At 66.3% G+C, this 3853-nt stretch carries 3 protein-coding genes and 1 pseudogene; all 4 read left to right on the top strand.

What is annotated here, in order from left to right; translation table 11 throughout:
- On the top strand, positions 1 to 818 hold an 818-nt coding region (gene odhB / locus AC1D2E_RS35080), incomplete at its 5' end, for a 2-oxoglutarate dehydrogenase complex dihydrolipoyllysine-residue succinyltransferase (RefSeq protein WP_478201674.1).
- Between the two features lie 168 nt (positions 819 to 986).
- The gene (gene lpdA / locus AC1D2E_RS35075; RefSeq protein ID WP_478201673.1) at positions 987 to 2414 is read left to right on the top strand and encodes a dihydrolipoyl dehydrogenase; all 1428 of its coding nucleotides are present in this window, start codon (positions 987 to 989) and stop codon (positions 2412 to 2414) included.
- Positions 2415 to 2418: 4 nt separating this feature from the next.
- A complete protein-coding gene (gene zapE / locus AC1D2E_RS35070) occupies positions 2419 to 3519 on the top strand; it encodes a cell division protein ZapE (RefSeq protein ID WP_478201672.1) in 1101 nt (366 codons plus the stop codon).
- A pseudogene (locus AC1D2E_RS35065) lies at positions 3516 to 3853 on the top strand (hypothetical protein); the annotation flags it as partial. The gene zapE and the pseudogene AC1D2E_RS35065, both read left to right, overlap by 4 nt.

Raw genomic sequence — 3853 nt, 5'->3', positions numbered from 1 at the left:
GCGCCGTGGCTGCCGGTGCCGCGGCCAAGGTGGCGCCGCCCGTGCCGGCGCCCACCGGCGCACCCAAGGCCGTGCTGCCGCAGGTTGCGGCGCCGACCGGCGCAGCGGACCTCGGCGACCGTCCGGAGGAGCGCGTGCCGATGAGCCGCCTGCGCGCGCGTATCGCCGAGCGCCTGCTGCAGTCGCAATCGACCAACGCCATCCTGACCACCTTCAACGAAGTCAACATGGCCCCGGTCATGGAGATGCGCAAGAAGTTCCAGGACGCGTTCACCAAGGAGCATGGCGTCAAGATCGGCTTCATGAGCTTCTTCGTGAAGGCTGCGGTGCATGCGCTCAAGAAGTACCCGGTGATCAACGCCTCGGTGGATGGCAACGACATCGTCTACCACGGTTACTTCGACATCGGCATCGCGGTCGGTTCGCCGCGTGGCCTGGTGGTGCCGATCCTGCGCAACGCCGACCAGATGAGCTTCGCCGACATCGAGAAGAAGATCGCCGAGTTCGGCCAGAAGGCCAAGGACGGCAAGCTGGGCATCGAGGAGATGACCGGCGGCACCTTCTCGATCTCCAACGGCGGCACTTTCGGCTCGATGCTGTCGACCCCGATCATCAACCCGCCGCAGTCGGCCATCCTCGGCGTGCACGCGACCAAGGACCGCGCGGTGGTCGAGAACGGCCAGATCGTGGTGCGCCCGATGAACTACCTCGCGATGAGCTACGACCACCGCATCATCGACGGCCGCGAAGCCGTGCTGGGCCTGGTCGCCATGAAGGAAGCGCTGGAAGATCCGTCGCGCCTCCTGTTTGACATCTGACCCACCCCCGTTGCTTGCTCACTTCGTGTAGCCGCCTCCCCCTCGAGGGGGCACCACCCGCGGCCCGGCAAAGCCGGTTCCGCGGTGGTTCCCGAACGGGCCTCGCTTCGCTTGCCGCGAACGAGGACGGACGCGGTGACGAACACGATCACCCACAGAAAGATCCAAATGTCCAAACAGTTTGACGTCGTCGTGATCGGCGGCGGCCCTGGCGGCTACATCGCTGCCATCCGCGCGGCGCAGCTAGGCTTCAACGTGGCCTGCATCGACGAGTGGAAGAACGCCAAGGGCGGTCCGGCCCTCGGCGGCACCTGCACCAACATCGGCTGCATTCCCTCGAAGGCGCTGCTGCAGTCTTCGGAGCACTACGAACACGCCGGCCACGGCTTCGCCGACCACGGCATCAAGGTCGAAGGCCTGGGGCTCGACGTGGCGAAGATGCTGGCCCGCAAGGACACCGTCGTGAAGCAGAACAACGACGGCATCGTCTACCTGTTCAAGAAGAACAAGGTCGCGTTCTTCCACGGCCGCGGCTCGTTCGTGAAGGCGTCCGACGCCGGCTACGAGATCAAGGTCGCGGGCGCGGCCGATGAGAGCATCACCGGCAAGCAGATCATCGTCGCCACCGGCTCCAACGCGCGTCCCTTGCCGGGTGCGCCCTTCGACGAGGAGAACATCCTCTCGAACGACGGCGCGCTGCGCATCCAGGCCGTGCCGAAGAAGCTGGCGCTTGTCGGCTCGGGCGTGATCGGCCTCGAGATGGGTTCGGTCTGGCGCCGGCTCGGCGCCGAAGTCACGGTGCTCGAAGCGCTGCCGACCTTCCTCGGCGCGGTCGACGAGCAGATCGCCAAGGAGGCGCTCAAGGCCTTCACCAAGCAGAACCTGAAGATCGAACTCGGCGTCCAGGTCGGCGAGGTCAAGTCGGGCAAGAAGGGCGTCAGCATCGCCTACACCGATGCCAAGGGCGGCGCCCAGTCGCTCGAAGTTGACAAGCTGATCGTCTCGATCGGTCGCGTGCCGAACACCACCGGCCTCAACGCCGAAGCGGTGGGCCTGAAGCTCGACGAGCGCGGCGCGATCGAAGTCGACGACGAGTGCCGCACCAGTCTGCCTGGCGTCTGGGCCATCGGCGACGTGGTGCGCGGTCCGATGCTCGCGCACAAGGCCGAGGAAGAAGGCGTGGCCGTGGCCGAGCGCATGGCCGGCCAGCACGGGCATGTCAACTTCAACACGATTCCCTGGGTGATCTACACCTCGCCGGAAATCGCCTGGGTCGGCCAGACGGAGCAGCAGCTCAAGGCCAGCGGCCGGGCCTACAAGGCGGGCACCTTCCCGTTCCTCGCGAACGGCCGTGCCCGTGCGCTCGGCGACACCACGGGCATGGTCAAGTTCCTGGCCGACGCGGCCACCGACGAGATCCTCGGCGTCCACATGGTCGGCCCGATGGTCAGCGAGCTGATCTCCGAAGCCGTGGTGGCGATGGAGTTCAAGGCCAGTGCCGAAGACATCGCACGCATCTGCCATGCGCACCCGTCGCTGTCGGAAGCCACCAAGGAAGCTGCGCTCGCCGTCGACAAGCGCACGCTGAACTTCTGAGTACGTGACGACCGTCAGGCAGGCGTACGACGCCGAACTGGTTGCGCGGGGTTACCAAAGCGACCCCGCGCAACTGCGCGCCGTGGTGGCCCTCGACCGCTGCGCGCGCGAGTGGGGCCAGTACAAGGTGCAGCGCTCCAACGCCCTCAAGAAGCTGATCAACCGGCCGGAGATCCCGCGCGGGGTCTACATGTACGGCGGCGTCGGGCGCGGCAAGAGCTTCCTGATGGATTGCTTCTACAACGCTGTGCCGCTGCGGCGCAAGACGCGGCTGCACTTCCACGAGTTCATGCGCGAGGTGCATCGCGAGCTGGCCGATTTGCAAGGCACTGTCAATCCGCTGGACGAACTGGGCCTGCGGATCTCCAAGCGCTACAAGCTGATCTGCTTCGACGAGTTCCATGTCGCCGACATTACCGATGCGATGATCCTGCATCGCCTGCTGGCGGCCTTGTTCGACAACGGCGTGGGCTTCGTCACCACGTCGAATTTCAAGCCCGACGATCTTTATCCGGGCGGCCTGCACCGCGACCGCATCCTGCCGGCGATCGCGCTCCTGAACGAGCGGCTCGAGGTGCTGAGCGTCGACAACGGCACCGACTACCGGCGCCGCACGATGGAGCAGGTGCGGCTCTACCTGACGCCCAATGGCGCGGCGGCCGACAAGGAAATGCGCAAGACCTTCGAGCGCATTGCCGAGAGCGCCGACGAGAACCCGGTGCTGCACATCGAATCGCGCGAGATTCACGCGCTACGCAAGGCCGGCGGCGTGGTCTGGTTCGATTTCAAGACCTTGTGCGGTGGTCCGCGCTCGCAGAACGACTACCTCGAGATCGCGACCCAGTTCCACACCGTGCTGCTGTCCGACGTGCCGTACATGCCGGTCCGGATGGCCTCTGAAGCACGTCGTTTCACCTGGCTGGTCGACGTGTTCTACGATCGGCGCGTGAAGCTGATCATGTCCGCCGAAGTGCCGCCCGAGGCGTTGTACACCGAGGGTCCGTTGGCTCATGAGTTCCCGCGCACGGTGTCGCGCCTCAACGAGATGCAGTCGACCGAGTTCCTGGCGCTCGAGCGCCGTACCGTCGACACCCGCCTGACATGAAGAACATCGTCCTTGCCCTGCTGATCTGTCTTTCCGCGGCGCCGCTGTGGGCGCAGTCGGGCGCGACCACGGGCGGGGCCGACCTCGACGCCGAGCGGGCACGGCTGGCCGAGGAGCGCAAGGCGATCAGCGCGCGCTATGACGCCGAGCGGGCCGCCTGCTACAAGAAGTTCGCGGTCGAGGGTTGCCTGGAGGAGAGCCGGCACCGCCGCCGGCTGGCGACCGACGATGTCAAGCGCCAGGAAGCGGCGATCAACGAATTCGAGCGCAAGCGCCGCGGCGCCGCGGCCCTCGACAAGCTCGAGGAGAAGGACGGCAGCGCGCACACCAAGGA

It is taken from the genome of Variovorax sp. P1_H2 (assembly GCF_056405295.1).
Note: the sequence above shows the minus strand (reverse complement) of the source record. Positions and strands in the feature narration are given on the sequence as shown.

Coding starts and splice junctions, on each gene's coding strand:
- lpdA (WP_478201673.1), top strand. CDS start 987: ATGTCCAAACAGTTTGACGTCGTCGTGATCGGCGGCGGCCCTGGCGGC.